Here is a 794-nt window from a genome sequence, read left to right as displayed (position 1 = left end):
AAAGGTAAATTCGAGCGTAACAAGCCTCACGTGAACATCGGCACGATTGGCCACGTCGACCATGGCAAGACGTCGCTGACGGCGGCGATCACCAAGTATTTTGGCGAATACAAGCGCTACGACCAGATCGACGCTGCCCCTGAAGAAAAGGCGCGCGGCATCACGATCTCGACGGCACACGTCGAATACGAGACGGCTGCCCGCCACTACGCCCACGTCGACTGCCCCGGCCACGCCGACTATGTGAAGAACATGATCACAGGTGCCGCGCAGATGGACGGCGCGATCCTGGTTGTGTCGGCCGCCGACGGCCCGATGCCGCAGACCCGCGAGCACATCCTGCTTGCCCGTCAGGTGGGCGTGCCGTCGATCGTGGTGTTCCTCAACAAGGTCGACCAGGTCGATGACGCCGAGTTGCTCGAACTGGTCGAGCTCGAGGTTCGCGAGCTTTTGACCAAGAACGAGTTCCCCGGCGACGACATTCCGATCGTCAAGGGTTCGGCGCTGGCTGCCCTGGAAGATTCCGACAAGAAGATCGGTGAAGACGCGATCCGCGAGCTGATGGCTGCGGTCGATGCCTACATCCCGACGCCTGTCCGTCCGCTCGACAAGCCGTTCCTGATGCCGATCGAAGACGTGTTCTCGATCTCGGGCCGCGGCACGGTCGTGACCGGCCGCGTCGAGCGCGGCGTGGTCAAGGTCGGCGAGGAGCTGGAGATCATCGGCATCCGTCCGACGACCAAGACGACCTGCACGGGCGTGGAAATGTTCCGCAAGCTGCTCGATCAGGGCCA

General features: G+C 62.6%; 1 protein-coding gene. It reads left to right on the top strand.

Annotated features, from left to right (window positions below; all coding sequences use genetic code 11):
• Positions 1-794 (top strand): elongation factor Tu (locus tag NKJ04_RS33610; RefSeq protein ID WP_352680116.1); only part of this gene is annotated, 794 nt, incomplete at both ends.

Source organism: Mesorhizobium sp. M0618, assembly GCF_040320765.1.
In the GTDB taxonomy this organism is placed as follows: Bacteria; Pseudomonadota; Alphaproteobacteria; order Rhizobiales; family Rhizobiaceae; genus Mesorhizobium.
This window is presented reverse-complemented; position numbering and strand designations above follow the sequence as displayed.